General features: G+C 59.5%; 16 protein-coding genes and 1 pseudogene. 10 read left to right on the top strand and 7 right to left on the bottom strand.

From position 1 onward, the window contains the following. Window positions 1-19: 19 nt before the first annotated feature. On the bottom strand, window positions 20-481 hold the full coding sequence (locus JK232_RS23005) for a YsnF/AvaK domain-containing protein (RefSeq protein WP_277621917.1): 462 nt from the start codon (window positions 479-481) through the stop codon (window positions 20-22). 792 nt (window positions 482-1273) lie between these two features. On the opposite strand from JK232_RS23005, the gene JK232_RS06235 reads away from it, so the two are divergent. The 5 genes from JK232_RS06235 (at window position 1274) to JK232_RS06255 (ending at window position 6282) form a co-directional block, all read left to right on the top strand. Beyond that, window positions 1274-2392, top strand: a complete 1119-nt coding sequence (locus tag JK232_RS06235; RefSeq protein ID WP_101828057.1) for a branched-chain amino acid ABC transporter substrate-binding protein — start codon at window positions 1274-1276, stop codon at window positions 2390-2392. A gap of 94 nt (window positions 2393-2486) precedes the next feature. Then, window positions 2487-3404, top strand: a complete 918-nt coding sequence (locus JK232_RS06240; protein WP_072927943.1) for an ABC transporter permease subunit — start codon at window positions 2487-2489, stop codon at window positions 3402-3404. Between the two features lie 9 nt (window positions 3405-3413). Continuing rightward, complete coding sequence (livM, locus tag JK232_RS06245; RefSeq protein ID WP_072927941.1) at window positions 3414-4700, top strand: high-affinity branched-chain amino acid ABC transporter permease LivM; 1287 nt, start codon at window positions 3414-3416, stop codon at window positions 4698-4700. 29 nt (window positions 4701-4729) lie between these two features. Continuing rightward, the gene (locus JK232_RS06250) at window positions 4730-5569 is read left to right on the top strand and encodes an ABC transporter ATP-binding protein (protein WP_394854019.1); all 840 of its coding nucleotides are present in this window, start codon (window positions 4730-4732) and stop codon (window positions 5567-5569) included. Further along, window positions 5566-6282: an ABC transporter ATP-binding protein gene (locus JK232_RS06255; RefSeq protein ID WP_072927938.1), complete on the top strand. Its 717-nt coding sequence runs from the start codon at window positions 5566-5568 to the stop codon at window positions 6280-6282. Before JK232_RS06250 ends, JK232_RS06255 begins: the two co-directional genes overlap by 4 nt. On the opposite strand, the gene JK232_RS06260 is transcribed toward JK232_RS06255, so the two are convergent. Further along, window positions 6279-6812 (bottom strand): GNAT family N-acetyltransferase, encoded by a 534-nt coding sequence (locus tag JK232_RS06260; RefSeq protein ID WP_101835457.1) that lies wholly within the window; start codon window positions 6810-6812, stop codon window positions 6279-6281. The two genes, JK232_RS06255 and JK232_RS06260, sit on opposite strands and share 4 nt — an antisense overlap. Before the next feature lie 25 nt (window positions 6813-6837). Beyond that, entirely contained in the window at window positions 6838-7245 is a 408-nt protein-coding gene (locus JK232_RS06265; protein WP_101828055.1) for an ASCH domain-containing protein, read from the bottom strand. A gap of 265 nt (window positions 7246-7510) precedes the next feature. Between JK232_RS06265 and JK232_RS06270 the strand changes: the two genes are divergently transcribed. After that, window positions 7511-9805 (top strand): TonB-dependent siderophore receptor, encoded by a 2295-nt coding sequence (locus JK232_RS06270; RefSeq protein ID WP_476739372.1) that lies wholly within the window; start codon window positions 7511-7513, stop codon window positions 9803-9805. A 63-nt stretch (window positions 9806-9868) separates the two neighbouring features. On the opposite strand, the gene msrA is transcribed toward JK232_RS06270, so the two are convergent. Then, the gene (gene msrA, locus JK232_RS06275) at window positions 9869-10411 is read right to left on the bottom strand and encodes a peptide-methionine (S)-S-oxide reductase MsrA (RefSeq protein WP_101828053.1); all 543 of its coding nucleotides are present in this window, start codon (window positions 10409-10411) and stop codon (window positions 9869-9871) included. Between the two features lie 158 nt (window positions 10412-10569). Then, window positions 10570-12120, bottom strand: coding sequence for a GGDEF domain-containing protein (locus JK232_RS06280; RefSeq protein ID WP_338086298.1), 1551 nt, complete (start codon window positions 12118-12120; stop codon window positions 10570-10572). Window positions 12121-12297: 177 nt separating this feature from the next. Between JK232_RS06280 and JK232_RS06285 the strand changes: the two genes are divergently transcribed. Beyond that, complete coding sequence (locus JK232_RS06285) at window positions 12298-14682, top strand: phosphoketolase family protein (RefSeq protein WP_101835463.1); 2385 nt, start codon at window positions 12298-12300, stop codon at window positions 14680-14682. 79 nt (window positions 14683-14761) lie between these two features. After that, window positions 14762-15643 carry a PhzF family phenazine biosynthesis protein gene (locus JK232_RS06290; RefSeq protein ID WP_212588948.1) on the top strand — a complete coding sequence of 294 codons (882 nt, stop codon included), beginning with the start codon at window positions 14762-14764 and terminating at the stop codon, window positions 15641-15643. A gap of 36 nt (window positions 15644-15679) precedes the next feature. Here the strand turns inward: JK232_RS06290 and JK232_RS06295 are convergent, their stop codons facing one another. Beyond that, the gene (locus JK232_RS06295; RefSeq protein ID WP_072928306.1) at window positions 15680-15877 is read right to left on the bottom strand and encodes a hypothetical protein; all 198 of its coding nucleotides are present in this window, start codon (window positions 15875-15877) and stop codon (window positions 15680-15682) included. Window positions 15878-16300: 423 nt separating this feature from the next. Here JK232_RS06295 and JK232_RS06300 point away from each other — a divergent pair, with 423 nt between their 5' ends. Together JK232_RS06300 and JK232_RS06305 are read left to right on the top strand one after the other, a co-directional pair. After that, window positions 16301-16468 (top strand): con-10 family general stress protein, encoded by a 168-nt coding sequence (locus JK232_RS06300; protein WP_072928305.1) that lies wholly within the window; start codon window positions 16301-16303, stop codon window positions 16466-16468. A 130-nt stretch (window positions 16469-16598) separates the two neighbouring features. Further along, a pseudogene (locus JK232_RS06305) lies at window positions 16599-17426 on the top strand (OBAP family protein); the annotation flags it as partial. Window positions 17427-17622: 196 nt separating this feature from the next. On the opposite strand, the gene JK232_RS06310 reads toward JK232_RS06305, so the two are convergent. Continuing rightward, window positions 17623-18258, bottom strand: coding sequence for an alanyl-tRNA editing protein (locus tag JK232_RS06310; protein ID WP_072928304.1), 636 nt, complete (start codon window positions 18256-18258; stop codon window positions 17623-17625). Between the last annotated feature and the right edge of the window lies 1 nt (window position 18259).

Here is an 18259-nt window from a genome sequence, read left to right on the forward strand (position 1 = left end):
AATTCATAGGAAGAGATAATTACTTCTTGTCCTCTTCCTGCCGCTCAATTGACACTTCCTGACTGCGAAGCGTAACGCTGTCCTGAAACGGCTGTTGTGTAGTGACCTTCTTAATATGAAGCTCCTCCTTGAGAACCAGGCGACGTATGACCTCAATCTCCTCTTCAACCACCGGAATAATCGTGACCCCATTCTCCTCGCGGATGGCGGGAATAACGTCTACCCTCTCTCCCTTGGGAATACGCTGCACTTCAACGTGTTCTTTATGAAGCAGCTCATCAATGGGCTGCTCATGAAGTACCGTTTTTCGCGTCACGGTTACACGGCCTTTGATGACCTTTTCCTTGGAAACATCAACCTGTTCTTGCGCAAGGGGAATTAACGCTTCCTGAACCTCGCGGCTTTCCTGGGAAGCTTCCTCTTTCGCATGTGTTGGTTTCCTGGTCATCATTAACTCCCTTTCTTTTACTACCGGCCATATTGCCTGGTTTTATTTCCCGGTCTTTACCGGGGATATATAATCAATTCAGCTTTACATATCTTTTAAATAAGCATTTAAATTTTGCCTATCTCATAAAACCAGATGAATATCTTGCCTACACAGGAATTAACTGTAGTACAGGATGCCGGGTCCGACAGGCAAAAAGGCTATTTTCAGGGGTTTTAAGCTTAATCCTAATAACCAAAAATGCGCTTTTCTTTTTAGGGGCAACTGAAAAAGGCTTTTAAAAGAGTCACCTGCAGAAATAACACCCGTAATTTTTTCAGAATAGTGCACAGCGTCACTGAAAAATTTATTTACATTCGTCATGCCCTCAGGCAGGGGGTATTTCTTCTGCCGGGCGACACAGCACACCTGAACCAGGACACGTCTGCCGGTACAGCGTGAAGAAAAAGTGCGTGAGTGAACAAAAACGCACCAAAACAAGGCGATTTCTTAACCCGCTTCACGATTTTGTTTTTTGTTAGTGCAAAATTTCCACCTGCTCGGCTAGCTTTGAGAAGCTTCATACTCAGGCAGGATCGCGACGGATGCGATCACGCTTCCTCTACTGCCCCCAGGACGATCGTCCCTGCCCGGCCAATGCCGGGATAACCCCGCCTTCATTCCGCCACTCACTATTTTCAGGCAGCACGGCGAGATGGCGGGGTTCTTGCTTACTCACCGTTGCGCTATCAACACGGATCGCGCGGTCATGCTGTGATAACTGACAATTGAACTCTCCCGCGCCGCAGTCAGGCGTTTCACTCTTTAGTGCTAAGGAATTCAACCATGTCCAGGACACTGATTAAGCTTCCTCTGATGGCTGTGCTCTCAGGTTGTTGCATGGCGGCTTTCACCGCCCAGGCGGATATTGTGATTGGCGTGGCCGGGCCATTCTCCGGGCCGAACGCCACCTACGGCGCGCAATACTGGAAAGGGGCGTCGCAGGCTGCGGCGGACATCAACGCCGCCGGGGGCATCAACGGCGAGAAAATCACGCTGGTGCAGGGGGATGACGCCTGCGAACCGAAACAGGCCGTGGCGGTGGCTAACCGGCTGGTAGACCAATCCCATGTGGCGGCAGTGGTCGGCCATTTCTGCTCCTCTTCCACCATGCCCGCCTCTGAAGTGTATGACGAGGCCGGTATCATCAGCATTACCCCCGGCTCCACCAACCCACAGATCACCGAGCGCGGCATGGACGGCATGTTCCGCATGTGCGGCCGGGACGACCAGCAAGGCGCCGTCGCCGCCAACTATATGTTCGACAAACTGAAAGCGTCCAAAGTCGTCGTTATCCATGACAAAGACACTTACGGCCAGGGGCTGGCGGACGCCACCCGGGCGGCGCTGAAAGCACACGGCACCAACGCCGTGCTGTATGAGGGGCTGTCACGCGGGGAGAAAGATTTCAACGCGCTGGTCACCAAAATCGGCGCGCTGAAACCGGATGTGGTCTATTTCGGCGGCTGCCACCCGGAAGCCGGGCCGCTGGTACGCCAGATGCGTGAACAGGGCGTGGAGGCGAAATTCTTCTCCGGTGACTGCGTGGTCACGGAAGAGATGGTCACGGCGGCCGGTGGCCCGCAATACACCAACGGCGTGCTGATGACCTTCGGCAATGACCCGCGCACCCTCCCGGAAGGCAAGGCGGTGATTGAGAAATTCCGCGCCGGGGGCTTTGAGCCGGAAGGGTACACCCTCTATTCCTACGCCTCGGTGCAGGCGATTGCCGCCGCGTTCAAAGCGGTGGGCAGCACTGACAGCGAAAAAGCCAGCGAATGGCTGAAGGAAAACAGCGTCGATACGGTGATGGGCAAAAAATCCTGGGACAGCAAAGGCGACCTGAAAGTGTCGGATTACGTGGTGTACCAGTGGGATGACAAGGGCCACTACCACCCGCTCTGATCCTGCATGCTGACCACCCGGCCCGCGCGGTTGGCGGGCCTCTGCATATGCCTTTCAGGCCCCGGCGGCCTGGCTGAACCGCGGAAATCTCCCTATGAATGACGCTATCTTTGTGCAACAGCTGCTGAATGGCCTGACCCTGGGCGCAGTCTATGGGCTGATCGCCATCGGCTACACGATGGTGTACGGCATTATCGGCATGATTAACTTCGCCCACGGCGAGGTGTATATGATCTCCGCCTACCTGTGCGCCATTGCGCTGGCGCTGCTCTCCTCGTTCGGGCTGCACTCTTTCCCGCTGCTGATGCTCGGCACACTGGTGTTTACGCTGGCGGTCACCGGCGTGTATGGCTGGGTGATTGAACGCATTGCCTACCGGCCGCTGCGCAACTCCACCCGCCTCGCGCCGCTGATTTCCGCCATCGGCATGTCATTAATCCTGCAAAACTACGCCCAGCTCAGCCAGGGGCCGAACCAGCAGGGCATCCCGACGCTGCTGAGCGGGGCCATCCGCCTGCAACTCGGTGACGGCATCGTGCAATTGACCTACACCAAAGTGTTTATCCTGGCGGCGTCCCTGGCCGGGATGGGGATATTGACCTGGATTATCCAGTGCACCCGGCTCGGGCGCATCTGCCGTGCCACCCAGCAGGATCGCAAAATGGCGTCAATCCTCGGCATCAACACCGACCGCGTGATCTCGCTGGTGTTTGTGATTGGGGCGTCGATGGCCGGGCTGGCCGGGGTGCTGATCACGCTGAACTACGGCACCTTTGATTTCTACGCAGGCTTTATCATCGGCATCAAGGCGTTTACCGCCGCCGTGCTGGGCGGCATCGGCTCGCTGCCGGGCGCGATGCTCGGCGGGTTGCTGTTGGGGATTTCCGAGGCGCAATTCGCCGGGCTGGTGAATTCGGATTACAAGGATGTGTTCTCCTTCGCGCTGCTGGTGGTGATCCTGATTTTCCGCCCGCAGGGGCTGCTGGGGCGGCCGCTGGTCGCCAAGGTGTAAGGAGCAGGTATGACGCAGACACAACACGCCGCAGGCGTGACGCTGAAACAGAGCCTTCTTGATGCAGTGGTCGCCGGGCTGATCGCGCTGGTGGTGTTCGGCCCGGTGGTGGGCGTGGTGCTGGACGGCTATCAGTACCACACTGAGCCGCAACGGGTGGCGGTGATCGTCGCGGTGGTGATGGTGGGCCGCCTGCTGCTGAGCCTGCTGTGGCAGAGCCAACGCGGGCGGCGGATGGCGGCAAACTTTGAAGGCGCGGATCACGGCGTTTATGTGCAGCAGGTGGGCCACCGCTCGCGGCTGCGCTGGGTCATCCCGCTGCTGGTGCTGCTGGCGGCGCTGTTTCCGTTCGTCGCCACCAAATACCTGCTCACGGTGGCGATCCTCGGGCTGATTTATGTGTTACTGGGGCTGGGGCTGAACATCGTGGTCGGGCTGGCCGGGCTGCTTGACCTCGGCTACGTCGCCTTTTATGCCATTGGCGCCTATGGGCTGGCACTGGGCTACCAGCACCTCGGGCTGGGGTTCTGGTCGATGCTGCCGCTGGCGGCGTTGCTGGCGGCCAGCGCCGGGGCGCTGCTCGGCTTCCCGGTATTGCGGATGCATGGCGACTACCTGGCGATTGTCACACTCGGCTTTGGTGAGATTATCCGGCTGGTGCTGAATAACTGGCTGGCCGTGACCGGCGGCCCGAACGGCATTTCCGTGCCGGCACCGACGTTTTTTGGCCTGGAGTTCGGCCGCCGCGCGCGGGAAGGCGGCACGCCGATCCACGAGTTCCTCGGCATTGCCTATAGCCCGAATTTCAAATTCATCTTTATCTATGTGGTGCTCTGCCTGGTAGTGCTGCTGGTGCTTTACATCAAACACCGGCTGACCCGGATGCCGATCGGCCGCGCCTGGGAAGCCCTGCGTGAGGATGAGATCGCCTGCCGGTCGCTGGGCCTGAACCATGTGCTGGTGAAGCTCTCCGCCTTTATGCTCGGCGCGTCCACTGCCGGGCTGGCCGGGGTGTTTTTCGCCAGCTATCAGGGCTTCGTGAACCCGACCTCCTTCACCTTCTTTGAGTCGGCGCTGATTCTGGCGATTGTGGTCCTGGGCGGCATGGGCTCGACACTCGGCGTGGTACTGGCGGCGTTTGTGCTGACCGTCGCGCCCGAGCTGTTACGCAGTTTTGCCGAATACCGGGTGCTGTTGTTTGGCGTGCTGATGGTGCTGATGATGATCTGGCGGCCGCGCGGGCTGGTGCGCACCAGCCGCAGTGGGTTTGCCGTGCGTAAAGGAGTCGCCCCTTGAGTGAAAAAATCCTGCAGGTGGAACACCTGATGATGCACTTCGGCGGCATTAAAGCGCTGAATGACGTCAGCCTGGATGTCGATCGCGGTTCGATTACTGCGCTGATCGGCCCCAACGGGGCGGGCAAAACCACGGTGTTCAACTGCCTGACCGGCTTTTACCGCGCCACCGGCGGCCACATCCGGTTGCATACCGGCGCGCGCGCCACTGACGTGATCGAGATTCTGGGCGAAGCGCTGCGCCCCGGCGATCTGATTAACCCTGCCCGGCTGGGCCGCCGCCTCTGGTACAAAATGTTTGGCGGCACCCATCTGGTGAACCGGGCCGGGCTGGCGCGCACGTTCCAGAACATCCGGCTGTTCCGCGAGCTGTCGGTGGTGGAAAACCTGCTGGTGGCGCAGCACATGCGTGTTAACCGCAACCTGCTGGCGGGCATCCTTAACACGCCGGGCTATCGCCATGCCGAAAACCGCGCGATCGATCAGGCGTTTTACTGGCTGGAGGTGGTGGATCTGGTGGACTGCGCCAACCGGCTGGCCGGCACGCTCTCGTATGGCCAGCAACGGCGGCTGGAGATCGCCCGCGCCATGTGCACCCTGCCGTCGATGCTCTGCCTGGATGAACCGGCCGCCGGGCTGAACCCGGTGGAGACCGCCGCGCTGAGCCGCATCATCCGCTTTCTGCGCCAGCAACACGGCCTGACTATTTTGCTGATCGAACATGATATGGGCATGGTGATGGAGATTTCCGACCACGTCATCGTGCTTGACCACGGCGACGTGATTGCACGCGGCACGCCGCAGCAGATCCAGCACAATGACCGGGTGATCGCCGCCTATCTGGGCACCGACGAGGAGGATGCTGCGTGAAGGATGTGATGCTGGAGTTCCGCAATGTGGATGTGTTTTACGGGCCGGTGCAGGCGTTGAAAAATGTCTCACTGACCGTGCAGGAGGGCGAGACAGTGTCACTGATTGGGGCGAACGGCGCAGGCAAATCGACGCTGTTGATGTCGATTTTTGGTCAGCCCCGGATTGCCGCCGGGGAGATTTTTTATCGCGGCGAACCGATCAGCCGCCGTTCCACCCATTTTATCGCCAGCAACGGCATTGCCCAGTCCCCGGAGGGACGGCGCATTTTCCCGGATATGAGCGTGGAGGAGAATCTGCTGATGGGCACTATCCCCATCGGCAACCGCTATGTGAAAGAGGACCTGGCGCGGATGTTCTCACTGTTTCCCCGGCTCGAGGAACGGCGCGCCCAGCGGGCGATGACGCTGTCCGGCGGTGAACAGCAGATGCTGGCGATTGCCCGCGCCCTGATGAGCCGCCCGAAGCTGTTGTTGCTGGATGAGCCGAGCCTTGGGCTGGCACCGATTGTGGTGAAGCAGATTTTCTCCATCCTGCGGGAACTGACCCAAAGCGGCATGACGCTGTTTCTGGTGGAACAGAACGCCAACCATGCGCTGAAACTCTCTGACCGGGGCTATGTGATGGCCACCGGCCAGATCCGCCTGACCGGCAGCGGCAGTGAATTGCTGCAAAACCAGGAGGTGCGCAAAGCGTACCTTGGCGGGGGTTAAACGCCCGCCGCGCGATAGGCGTAGAGGTTAACCGGGCGGCCGTGGTACTGGTCTTCGCCGTCCGGGAGGAACCCGGCTTTCAACGCCAGCCGGATCGACGGCTGGTTATCCGGGTTGATCATGCAGAAAATGGGCTTTTTCAAATTCCCCGCCGCCCACGCCTGCGCGGCCTGCACCGCTTCGGTGGCGTACCCTTTTCCGTGGAACGCGGGCAGAAACGTCCAGCCCATTTCCGCTTTGCCGCTGACGTCACGGGTTAATGCCCGCTGGTAATCCGCAAAGCCGGTACAGCCGATATAGCGCCCGCTGCTGCGCTCCTCGACCGCCCAGTACCCAAACCCCAGCATATGCCAGTGCCCGGCATAACGCAGCAGGCGGCTCCAGCTCTCCTCCGTCGTGGAGGGGTTGCCGCCGATATACCGGGTGACATTCTCATTTGCCCATAGCTCCGCCTGCTCAGCGGCATCCGCCAGTGTGTGCGCCCGCAATACCAGGCGATCGGTGGTGATCACCGGAACCAATGCGTCCATGATAACTCCTTTATCAAACAAATAATTACGCGGCAGGCGCGTCAAACACCTCGACGACGTCAAACCGCAGGCAGACCAGTTTCATCTCTTCGCTGAATTCACCGGTGCGGGTGAAAAAGTCCCGGTGCTCGCGCTTCCACTCCTCAAAAGTACCCTCTCCTTCCGCCAGCGCAAACTCTTCCGGCACATCGCAGTAACGCAGGATAGAGACTTCTTTGATTTCGATGGCACAGGCGGCGCGCCCGCGCCCGTCTTCGATCACATTAAACGCCCCGGCCTGCGGCAGCGGTTCATTGTCATCGTAATAGGACTGCAATGCGCCACAAGTGGCACGCTTTTTCCCTGCCAGCACCAGCGCCAGAAGCTGGTCGGCCATCGCCGGGGAGTCGCCGAAACTGAAATGCACGGCTTGCAGGTAACGTTCGTTGTTCATTCTTGCGGTTCCTCTGCCTGTCAATATTCTTAACATGAACAATTCTCATTTGAGAATGTTATTGATAATTATTTGTATTTGAAATAGTGTGTTGCAGCCTGTGAAAAACCGCGTCCCGGTGTATCAGGGTCAATGGTTTTTCAAGAGGTTACCTGTTCCCAGGGGAAAGGGAAAATAACAAATTGGTTAAATATTGATTGCGCTAAGAACCGCGCCGGCTGAGGGCTGCCGGAACGGGTCCAGCCGGGACAGCAAAATGAAAATAATGACGCGTTACCCATTAGCGATGCTGATTAAAGCAGGCATCGGCACATTAATTCTGGCAGGGAATACCCAGGCGGCAGAACAGAGTACGCCAGTGGATCAACACAACATCACCACCCAGGCAGCCACGGCCGATGCGGCGGCGGCTGACGTCGCTGCCGGTGACAGCGGCGATACCATGCTGGTGACCGCCGCCGAGCAGACACTGCAAGCGCCGGGCGTCTCCACCATAACCGCCGATGAGATTAAAAAGCGCCCCCCGGCGCGGGATGTTTCCGAGATAATCCGCACCATGCCGGGCGTTAACCTGACCGGCAACTCCACCAGCGGCCAGCGCGGCAACAGCCGCCAGATTGACATCCGCGGCATGGGGCCGGAAAACACCCTGATCCTGATTGATGATGTGCCGGTCACCAGCCGCAACTCCGTGCGCCTGGGCTGGCGCGGTGAGCGTGACACACGCGGTGACAGCAACTGGGTGCCGCCGGAAATGATCGACCATATCGAGGTGATCCGCGGCCCGGCTGCTGCCCGCTACGGCAACGGTGCGGCAGGCGGCGTGGTTAACATCATCACCAAAAAAGATACGCCGCAATGGCACGGAAGCTGGAATACCTACTTCAATGTGCCGCAGCATGATGAGGAAGGCTCAACCAAACGCACCAACTTCAGCCTCTCCGGCCCGCTGGGGGATGACGTCACCTTCCGTTTGTATGGCGGGCTGGCGAAAACCCAGGCGGACGCCGAGTACATCAACGCCGGGCATGAGGCGCTGCGCACCGGCAGTTACGCCGGTTCCGTTCCGGCCGGTCGTGAAGGCTCGGTGAACAAAGACATCAACGCCATGATCCACTGGGCGTTCGCCCCGATGCAGTCACTGGAGTTTGAGGCAGGCTACAGCCGCCAGGGCAACCTCTATGCCGGGGATACCCAGAACACCAATACCAGTGCGCTGGTGCATGAAAATTACGGCAAAGAGACCAACCGGCTCTACCGCCAGAATTTCGCGGTGAAGTGGAACGGTGCATGGGACAACGGCATCAGCACCAGGAACTACGCCCAGTATGAGAACACCCGCAACACCCGCATGAATGAAGGGCTGGCGGGCGGCACCGAGGGGATCTTCTCGGATGACGGCTTCTCCTCCATCCAGCTTGATGATGTGCTGCTGCACAGTGAAATCAGCATTCCGTTCGAATTGTGGGTTAACCAGACCGCGACCTTCGGCGCAGAGTGGAACCAGCAGCGGATGAAAGACAATATTTCCAACACCCAGGCGCTCTCCGGCGGCGCGGTGGACGGCATCGCCAGCACCGGCCGCAGCCCTTACTCCTCTGCGGAGATCTTTTCCCTGTTCGCGGAAGACAATATCGAGCTGACCGACAGCACCATGCTGACCCCGGCGCTGCGTTTTGACCATCACAGCATCGTAGGCGACAACTGGAGCCCGTCCCTGAACCTGTCGCAAGGGTTAAGTGACGATGTCACGTTGAAACTGGGCATCGCCCGCGCCTATAAAGCGCCAAGCCTTTACCAGACCAACCCCAACTACCTGCTCTACAGCCGCGGCCAGGGCTGCCCGGCCAGCACCGCCGGCTGTTACCTGGTCGGCAACAGCGATCTGGAGGCTGAAACCAGCATCAATAAAGAAGTCGGGCTGGAATGGAAACATGACGGCTATCAGGCGGGCATTACCTGGTTCCGCAATGATTACCGCAACAAGATCGAGTCCGGCTACCTGCCGGTCAGCACCTCCACCAACGGCGCCACGGATGTCTATAAATGGGAAAACGTGCCGAAAGCCGTGGTGGAAGGGCTGGAAGGGACGGTCAATATTCCGTTCAGCGACGCGGTGCAGTGGAATAACAACCTGACCTACATGTTGCAGAGCAAAAACAAAACCACCGGCGATCGGCTGTCGATTATCCCGGAGTACACGCTGAACTCAACCCTGAGCTGGCAGGCAACCCAACAGCTTTCGCTGCAAACCACCCTGACCTGGTACGGCACACAGACGCCGAAAAAGTACAACTACAAGGGTGAGGCCGTGACCGGCAGCGAAACCTGGAAAGTCAGCCCCTATTCCCTGCTGGGCATGAGCGGCACTTATGACGTGACGAAATATGTCAGCGTCACGCTGGGCATCGACAACCTGTTCGACAAGCGCCACTTCCGCCAGGGCAACGCCCAGACCACCGGCAACGCCACGACCAGCTCCTACCTGTACGGTGCCGGGGCGAACACGTATAACGAGTCGGGCCGCACCTATTACATGAGCCTTAACACCCACTTCTGATCACAGGTGTTCCACCCATAAAAAAAGCCGGCTGATATCGCCGGCTTTTTTATGACGCCCTGCTTAGCTGTTCGCAGATTTGGTGCGGTTGGCAAAGCTTTTGCGCAGTTTTTGCAGCTTCGGTGGGATCACGGCCATGCAGTAGCGGTTCTCCTGGCCTTCGCCTTCCCAGTAGTTCTGGTGGTAATCCTCTGCCGGATACCAGGTGCCGAGCGCCTCAATGGTGGTCACCACCGGCTGGCTGTTATCAGCCTGCGCACGGCGAATGGCGGCCTGAGCCTCTTCATGCTGTTCCGGTGTGGCCGGGAAGATGGCCGAGCGGTACTGCGTGCCGATGTCATTACCCTGTCGGTTAAGCTGGGTTGGGTCATGGGTCGCGAAGCTGATGTCGAGGATATCGCCGTAGCTGATCTTTTCCGGGTCAAAACCGACGCGGATCGCCTCAGCATGGCCGGTTTCACCGGTGCACACCTGGCGATAGGTCGGGTTCGCCACCTGGCCGCCGGTGTAGCCGCTCTCTACCGAGACCACCCCGACCACATCATTAAATACCGCCTCGGTACACCAGAAGCAGCCACCAGCCAGCGTTGCATATTCAATTGCCATAAGGTCTCCTCAGCAGGGTTCTCTACACCCGTCATTGACGGGACAACGGTTTTCTTAACCATTCATACTGACGGTTTATGGCAACAATCGCCAGCCCGACGGGGCGAAAAGGCACAAAGTTCTAAGGCGTCCGCCGGACGGAAACGGGGGGCACACCCTCACCCCTCGGTGCTGATCCCGCAGTTGCGGCCGGAGTGTTTGGCCTGGTAGAGCGCCTGATCGGCGTGTTCCTTGAACGCCCTGGCGTCCGGCCCGTTTCCTTTAACGATGCAGCTATAACTGCCGGCACTGATGGTGACGATTTTCCCCGGCACATCGGTTTCTGCATGGGGCAGGCCAATCGCCCGGACAGCCTCCACGGCGCGTTGCGCGAACTTCGCGGCGTCTTTGATGCCGGTGTAAGGCAGCACAATCGCGAACTCCTCGCCGCCATAGCGGGCGATCAGGTCAGACTGCCGGTGCGGCAGGTGCAGCAACGCTTCCCCGACCTTTTTCAGGCACTCGTCCCCGGCGACGTGGCCGTAGGCATCGTTGTAACGTTTGAAAAAGTCGATATCCATCATGATAAGTGACACCGGCTCCTGGTTGCGCGCCGAACGCTGGAGGCTCTGCTCGAGGAAAATATCAAATTGCCGCCGGTTGGCCAGCCCTGTCAGCCCGTCCACCAGCGCCAGCGCCTGAAGCGTATGGTTGATGGTGGTGAGATCGTCCCGCAGTTGCGTCATCTCCAGGTGGTTCTTCATGCTGACGCGCACCTGACGCAGCACAAAGAAGCCCAGCAGGAACAGCGCGGCCAGCAGCGAGAGGCTGAGGACAACGCTCAGCAGGTTGTCCGCCCGCCATTGCGCCTGGATGTCACGCTTGTCATACCCGGCCGCGACAATCAGCGGGTAGCGGTTGAGGCGCGCATAGCCAAAGATGCGCACTTCGTTGTCCATCGCCGAACGCCAGGCACCACTGCCGCTGGCAGAGGCTTTCAGGGCATGGGTAAACAGCGGGCTGCTGGAGAGGCTGGTATTGATCACCGAATCCGGGAACGGGCGCACATACATCACGGTGCTGTCCGCCATAAACAGCCCCAGCAGGCTGCGTTCGCTGAGCACGTAATAGCTGTAATGCTGGCGGAAATAGTCAATGCTGACCGTTGCCAGCGCCACGCCGGCAAAGCGGCCCTCTCTGCTGGTCAGCCGCAAAGAGACCGGGATCACCAGATCGCCGGTCGAACGGCTGCGGATCACCTTGCCGATATGGATCTCCGGGTCTGCATGGGTACGGTGCCAGATAAAATATTCCCGGTCAGCGTTGTTGGCGTTCACCGGGATCGTATTGCCGGAAGTCGCGAGCCAGTTGCCCTCGGCATCATAAATAAATAACCCATGCAACTGCGGCAGAATCGCCTGCCGCCCGCGCAGCACGCTGCGCAGCGCCTCAAGCTGGTCGCTGGCCACCGGCTTCCCGCTTATTTCACGGGCGATATCCGTCAGCGTAATCTCCACCTGTAAAAACGTGTCTTCCGCCTGCCGCGCCAGCGAGACAGAGAGGTTCTTCGCCTGGTCGTGGGTGGCGCGCAGGGTACGGTCGTAGGAATCCCACAACGTCCAGCCATTAATGCCCACCACCGCAATGCTCATGATGATCAGGAAAATCACCATTGAACGGCCAAGCGACGAGCGGAAAATGGAAGGTAAGGGATTAGTGGCACGCATCATGGGCAGGGTTCAACTCCGCAGGAAATACCTAAGTAAAGCATAGCTTATCGTTTTCAGCCGGATTGACGTGTTTCCGGCACCGCTTGCTGCCACCGCTGCCGCCCCGGCAGGCACAATCCCCCGTCTTTCACTAGACTTAGGCTTTATTCATCACGCCTGAACCGGAGGAACCTTGCTATGGGACACACCTCGCCCGCACTGGACGACCAGACTTTATCGCTGATTGATCGCTATTGGCGCGCCGCCAATTACCTCTCCGTCGGCCAGATCTACCTGCTGGAAAACCCGCTGTTGCGTGAGCCGCTGGCCGCTGAACATATCAAACCACGGCTGCTCGGCCACTGGGGCACCACGCCCGGCCTGAACTTTTTATACGCCCACCTGAACCGCATCATCAAACAGCAGGATGTGAACATGATTTACATCTGCGGGCCGGGCCACGGCGGGCCGGGCATGGTGGCGAATACCTACCTGGAAGGCACCTACAGCGAAATCTACCCTGACATCAGCGAGGATGCAGACGGGATACGCAAATTGTTCCGGCAGTTTTCGTTTCCCGGCGGCATTCCCAGCCATGCGGCCCCGGAAACGCCGGGATCAATCCACGAAGGCGGTGAACTGGGTTACTCGCTGGTGCACGCCTACGGCGCGGTGTTTGACAACCCTGACCTGATTGCCGCCTGTGTGATTGGGGATGGCGAAGCGGAAACCGGCCCGCTGGCAGCCAGCTGGCACTCCAACAAATTCATTAACCCAGCGCGTGACGGCGCGGTGCTGCCGATCCTGCACCTCAACGGCTACAAGATTGCCAACCCGACGCTGCTGGCACGCTGCACGGATGAGGATCTGGCGCAGCTGTTCAAAGGCTATGGCTACGCGCCGATCTTTGTCGAAGGGCACGAACCCGCCGACATGCACCAGCAAACCGCCGCCGCGCTGGACCAGGCGATGGAACAGATCCGCCATATCCAGCATGAGGCACGCCACGGTTCCCCGGAGCAGAAAGTCCCGCACTGGCCGCTGGTTATTTTCCGCAGCCCGAAAGGCTGGACCGGCCCGAAAGAGGTGGACGGCAAAAAAACCGAAGGGTTCTGGCGCGCCCACCAGGTGCCGGTGGCCAACTGCCGCGATAACGAGGAACACCGGCAACTGCTGGAACAGTGGATGCGCAGCTACCAGCCGGATGACCTGTTTGATGAGCAGGGGCGGCTGAAAGAGGAGTTGCGGCAGCTCGCCCCGCAGGGTGAAAAACGCATGGGCGCAACGCCGTTTGCCAACGGCGGCCTGCTGCGCCAGACGCTCAAAGTGCCGGCGATCCAGGATTATGCCGTAGAGATTGGTGAGCGCGGCAGTACCCAGGGGCAATCGACGGCGATTTTTGGCGAATACCTGCGTGACATTTTCCGGCTGAACGAGCAGGAGAAGAATTTCCGCATCTTTGGCCCGGATGAAACCGCCTCCAACCGCTTAAGCAGCGTGTTCGAAGCCACTGACCGCGTCTGGATGGAAGAGATCAAATCTTACGATGAGCAACTGGCGAAAGATGGCCGGGTAATGGAAGTGCTGAGTGAGCACCTTTGCCAGGGCTGGCTGGAAGGCTACCTGCTGACCGGCCGCCACGGGCTGTTCTCCTGCTATGAGGCGTTCATCCATATCGTTGACTCGATGTTCAACCAGCACGCGAAGTGGCTGAAAGTCACGCGTACCCTGCCGTGGCGCAAGCCGGTTTCATCCCTTAACTACCTGCTCTCTTCCCACGTCTGGCGTCAGGACCACAACGGCTACAGCCATCAGGACCCCGGTTTTGTGGATGTGGTGGTCAACAAGAAAGCGGATGTGGTGCGCGTTTACCTGCCGCCGGATGCCAACACCCTGTTATGGGTGGGCGATCACTGCCTGAAAACCTATGACCGCATCAACGTGATCATTGCCGGTAAACAGCCGGAGCCGCAGTGGCTGAGCATGGATGAGGCCATCGCCCATTGCGAGGCGGGGCTGGGCATCTGGCCGTGGGCCGGCAACGAAGAGGCGGGCAGCGAACCGGACATCGTGATGGCCTGTGCCGGGGATGTGCCGACGATGGAGACGCTGGCCGCGGTGGAGTTGCTGCGTCAGCACCTGCCTTCCCTGCGCATCCGCGTGGTGAATGTGGTGGATCTGATGGCGCTGCAATCACCGGACCAGCACCCGCACGGCCGCAGTGACGCCGATTTTGACCAGCTGTTCACCCGCAGCAAACCGGTGATCTTTGCCTATCACGGCTATCCGCACCTGATCCACCGGCTGATCTACAAACGCACCAACCACAGCCAGTTCCACGTCCACGGTTTTATGGAGGAAGGCACCACTACCACGCCGTTTGATATGACGGTGCTGAACGAAATGGATCGCTACCACCTGGCGCTGGCCGCCATTGAGCGGGTACCGGGGCTGGCGGAACGAGCCGGTGACGTGGTGCAGATGCTGCATGACAAGCTGGACGCCCACTACCAGTACGTGCGGGAGCATGGTGAGGATCTGCCGGATGTGCAAAACTGGAAATGGCAGGCCGTGACCCGCTGACCGTAGCCTGCACGGCGCTGGCTGGCGTCCGGTAAATCGGCTAACCTGTTGATCCCTCAACAGACGCCAAGGAGCTGCGATGACCCGCCAGCGCCGTTTCAAACAGATCGATGTATTCGGTTCCACTCCCCTGCGGGGCAACCCGCTCGCCGTGATCATGGAGTCGGACGGCCTGAGCGCCGCCGACATGCACGCCATGGCGCGCTGGACCAATCTCTCTGAAACCACCTTTGCGCTGCCGCCGACCGACCCGGCGGCAGATTATCAGGTGCGGATTTTTACCCCGGACGGCGAATTGCCGTTTGCCGGGCACCCGACGCTCGGCACCGCCTATGCGCTGCTGGAAGCGGGGATCGTTACGCCGCGCCACGGCAAGCTGGTGCAACAGTGCGGCGTGGGGTTGGTGGAAGTCGCCGTGCAAAGCCCGCGGGCGCTGGCGTTCAAATCCCCGGTGGCGCAGATTGCCCCCCTGCCGGAGCCGCTGCGGGCGCAGGTGTCTGCGGCCTTGCCGGGCGGCCATGTGGCGCACCGCGCGGTGCCGCAGGCGGTGTCGATGGGCATCCGCTGGCTGGTGGTGAAAATGGAGAGCGCGGAGGATGTGCTGGCGGTGAAAGCTGACGTGGCAGCGCTGGCGGCATTGCTGGCCGGGAGCGGCTGCAACGGCGTGGCGCTGTACGGCGTGCACCCGGCAGGCGGCCCGGCGCACCTGGAAGTGCGGGCGTTGCTGGTGGAACAGGGCGCGCTGGTGGAAGACCCGGTCACCGGCAGCGCCAATGCCTGCCTGGCGCGGCTGCTGCAGCAGCAGGATTTTGCCGGGCTGGAAGCGTTCCGGCAGGGGTATCAGGTACGCCAGGGCACCTGCAAACAGCGCAACGGCTGCGTGGAGATCCGGTATGCTGACGGCGCACCCTGGGTGGGCGGCCTTTGCCATACGGTGATTGACGGCACCACTGCCTTTTAATCAGGCAAGGTCATCCGGCGGGCAATGCGCTGCCGGTCAGATATTGCGCATCACTTCTACGTGGCGCGCAAAATCTTTTTTTACCTCTTCACTGCGCGGGTTAACAAATGCCGTCCCATCTTCGTCGATAAAAATACGCTCTTTATCGTCCAGGTCTTCTTCAAGATTACGGGCTGAAATCATATTCAGAAAATTATCGGGGCTGGAAAATAGCCCAATTATTTGCTTTAACATTTTATCTCCTGAGGGACATCACGCGTCAGTGCTCTGTTAGTTATAGCGTAAAACCCGGCCGGCGCAACCGTCGCGACATTTCCCGCGCCTCTGGAATGAGCGCCTGAAATAGTAATTAAGACGATTCCTATCCCGTAAATATGCGTCTTTATTAACCAACCATCTGTACAGAAAAAAAGCGCGGTACAGGTTTCTCCGGCCTAAGATATTGAGCCGTCACTATACCTCTTTTATTTATTGCGACCTGAAGGCCGTTATTTTCCCGGTGCGAAAGGGGGCCGGTATTTTTAATGCCGCTTCGCTTGTCAATATTAAGTGATTGGCTAAGCTCAAGGTGTGAGCAATATCCGGTGTCATTCGTCTGGTTTCATAACAGCCGCCGGGCGCTCACAGCCCCATTCTCACTCGTTGATAGGAGGTGTCATGGCCGAGCATCGTGGAGGTTCGGGAAATTTTGCGGAAAACAGAGAAAAAGCATCTGAAGCAGGCAAAAAGGGTGGACAGCGCAGCGGCGGAAATTTCAAACATGACCCGGCCCGCGCGTCCGAAGCTGGACGAAAAGGTGGTCTGCACCGTAATCAGGCTGAATGACACCGTATGAACCCTGACGGCAGTCTCACCTCACTGGCAAGCTGACTGGGGTTTCTCAACCCCAGTCAGCTTTTTATTCATAGTACGCGGCAGTGCCGCGTGATGATGTTATGCGAAGGAAGGCGTATTCATGCATTACTCTCCCCTGTCAATTCCCCTGAAAAAACCGTCCCACTCCCCTGCCCGCGCCTTGTTCAGTGCGGCGCTGTGCGCGGTGCTGCTGGCATCGCCGCTGGCGCAGGCCACCGCGCCGAGCAACGTAAAAGCGCCGGGCGCGGAAAAAACCACCAAAGACAGCTTGCTGGAAACCGGGGCCTCGGCCTTGCAGGATCGCGCACCGATTGATGCCATCAGCGCCTATCTGGACGGCTTCCACTTTTACAACGGTGACAAAAACGGCCAGATGGAAGCGCACCACTACGTCACGATTTTAAATGACGACGTGATGCAGGCGGTGATTTATGACGGTAACGGCAAAGATGCCAAGCTGATGGGGGTGGAATACATCATCAGCGAGCGGCTGTACAAAACCCTGCCGCCGGAAGAGAAAGTGCTGTGGCACAGCCACCATTACGAAGTGAAATCAGGCAGCCTGCTGGCCCCCGGCCTGCCGGAAGCGGCCGAGAAAGTGCTGATGGGCAAGATTGTGAACACCTACGGCAAAACCTGGCACACCTGGCACACTGACCGCGACAAAGACCTGCCGTATGGCATTCCGGCGCTGATGATGGGCTTCACCGGCGAGGGCCAGCTCGATCAGAAACTGTTGAAAGACCGCGACGAGCGGGTCGGGATTGACTCGAAAGAGCGGCAGCAGAACCGTGCCGATTTACCCACCAACCCGCCGGACCCGCTGTCAAATGCGTGGGAGAAAGGCAAAGTCATCCAGCTTCAGCGTGTGGAAGGCGGTGGTGAGCACCAGCACGGTGACACCGGCTTTACCGGCCATGCCGAGCAGGAGGTCCGTAAACAGGCGGAAGGCACGAAACCGGTGGAGGGTACGAAACCCGCAGAAAACACTATACCGGCTGACAGTACCAAACCGGCTGACAGCGCCAGACCGGCTGAAGGCACGCCATCCTCCGGCAATTGACTGTGCCGCCCGGCGCGCGGGGAGCCTGAAGGTTCCCCGCCCCCGCCGGGCAGCGACGCCATTACGCTTCAGCTAGCGCGTAGCCTATCTGTAACTGCCCTTTCTTCACCTTGATTTGCAAGGCCGCCAGCGCAGGCAGCTCGCCGGTATCGGTGACGTGGGTGCCGCCGCAGGCATACGCGACTTTGTCACCAAAACTGACTTCCCGCAGGCCATCCTCACGCAGCACAATCCGGCGCGGCAGTCGTTCAGCCAGCAATTGCGCATACCCCTGTTGCAGTGCCTCCGCCTCGGGCTGGCGGCTGTCCGGCCCGGCGTTAAAGGTGACTTTTGCTTCGCCCGGCCGGTGGTTGGCTTTTACCGGCTGCCAGCCCAGTTGTTCCCCCAGGTACCCCAGCACATGGCCGGCCGAGTGCAGCCGGGTATGCAATGCGCGGCGCGCCGCATCCACCTCTGCCGTGACCGGCCCCAGCGGCACCGGCCGGCTGACATGGTGAATCACCCGCTCGCCGTCGTTACTCACGTTCAGCACCTGTGCGTCGCCTATCGTCCCGCTGTCTGCCGGTTGGCCGCCGCCCTGAGGGTGGAACGGCGTGCTCGCCAGCTCCACCGCATAGCCCTCCTCCAGAGGGTCGCAACGCAGCACCTGCGTTTGAGCGGTAAGCGCATCACTGTTCAGATAGAGGCGAATGGTCATG

This window comes from Nissabacter archeti (genome assembly GCF_018257325.1).
GTDB lineage: Bacteria > Pseudomonadota > Gammaproteobacteria > Enterobacterales > Enterobacteriaceae > Chimaeribacter > Chimaeribacter arupi.

What these genes read in the sequence shown, in the direction of transcription:
- JK232_RS06235 (WP_101828057.1), top strand. Translation starts at nt 1,274, where the DNA reads ATGTCCAGGACACTGATTAAGCTTCCTCTGATGGCTGTGCTCTCAGGT.
- JK232_RS06240 (WP_072927943.1), top strand. Translation starts at nt 2,487, where the DNA reads ATGAATGACGCTATCTTTGTGCAACAGCTGCTGAATGGCCTGACCCTG.
- livM (WP_072927941.1), top strand. Translation starts at nt 3,414, where the DNA reads ATGACGCAGACACAACACGCCGCAGGCGTGACGCTGAAACAGAGCCTT.
- JK232_RS06250 (WP_394854019.1), top strand. Translation starts at nt 4,730, where the DNA reads ATGATGCACTTCGGCGGCATTAAAGCGCTGAATGACGTCAGCCTGGAT.
- JK232_RS06260 (WP_101835457.1), bottom strand. Translation starts at nt 6,812, where the DNA reads ATGGACGCATTGGTTCCGGTGATCACCACCGATCGCCTGGTATTGCGG.
- JK232_RS06265 (WP_101828055.1), bottom strand. Translation starts at nt 7,245, where the DNA reads ATGAACAACGAACGTTACCTGCAAGCCGTGCATTTCAGTTTCGGCGAC.
- JK232_RS06270 (WP_476739372.1), top strand. Translation starts at nt 7,511, where the DNA reads ATGACGCGTTACCCATTAGCGATGCTGATTAAAGCAGGCATCGGCACA.
- msrA (WP_101828053.1), bottom strand. Translation starts at nt 10,411, where the DNA reads ATGGCAATTGAATATGCAACGCTGGCTGGTGGCTGCTTCTGGTGTACC.
- JK232_RS06280 (WP_338086298.1), bottom strand. Translation starts at nt 12,120, where the DNA reads ATGATGCGTGCCACTAATCCCTTACCTTCCATTTTCCGCTCGTCGCTT.
- JK232_RS06285 (WP_101835463.1), top strand. Translation starts at nt 12,298, where the DNA reads ATGGGACACACCTCGCCCGCACTGGACGACCAGACTTTATCGCTGATT.
- JK232_RS06290 (WP_212588948.1), top strand. Translation starts at nt 14,762, where the DNA reads ATGACCCGCCAGCGCCGTTTCAAACAGATCGATGTATTCGGTTCCACT.
- JK232_RS06295 (WP_072928306.1), bottom strand. Translation starts at nt 15,877, where the DNA reads ATGTTAAAGCAAATAATTGGGCTATTTTCCAGCCCCGATAATTTTCTG.
- JK232_RS06300 (WP_072928305.1), top strand. Translation starts at nt 16,301, where the DNA reads ATGGCCGAGCATCGTGGAGGTTCGGGAAATTTTGCGGAAAACAGAGAA.
- JK232_RS06310 (WP_072928304.1), bottom strand. Translation starts at nt 18,258, where the DNA reads ATGACCATTCGCCTCTATCTGAACAGTGATGCGCTTACCGCTCAAACG.